Source organism: Alcanivorax profundi (assembly GCF_003597125.1).
Taxonomy (GTDB): Bacteria; Pseudomonadota; Gammaproteobacteria; order Pseudomonadales; family Alcanivoracaceae; genus Alcanivorax; species Alcanivorax profundi.
Genome location: NZ_QYYA01000161.1, coordinates 1 through 400 on the forward strand (window position 1 = coordinate 1; position 400 = coordinate 400).

Below are 400 nucleotides of genomic sequence, written 5' to 3' on the forward strand. Positions count from 1 at the left end.
CTTCACAGCATCACCCAGTATCAACATGCAATCTGCCTTAAAGTCGGCATAGTGTTTCTTGAGAGAGATTGTCATGTCTGCGACATTCACCTCTACATCATAGGTGGCTGGCTCGGTGATGTTCCACTTGTTGTCATCGCCACCCAATACCATCTTGGTAGCATCAGCAGCATCTCTTTGGAACATAGACTGTCCGAAATCAGCATATTTATTAGTAGCCAACTTAAACTCACCTGTTGTCAACCATGTGGTAGCAGAATATACCAAAGGATTATCTTCATGCTGGTTCAACTGCACACCATCACCGATAGACCAGCCCCCAGGAGTAGCACCACCTACCATCCATAAGGCAGCATAGCGCAATGCGTGCTCCTGATAAGCAGACTTAGTTACAGTCACT

General features: G+C 46.2%; 1 protein-coding gene. It reads right to left on the reverse strand.

Going from position 1 to position 400, the window contains the following annotated elements; translation table 11 throughout:
* Positions 1-363: SusF/SusE family carbohydrate-binding protein (locus tag D4A39_RS17320; RefSeq protein WP_158586959.1), on the reverse strand; the 363-nt coding region annotated here is incomplete at its 3' end.
* Positions 364-400: the final 37 nt, after the last annotated feature.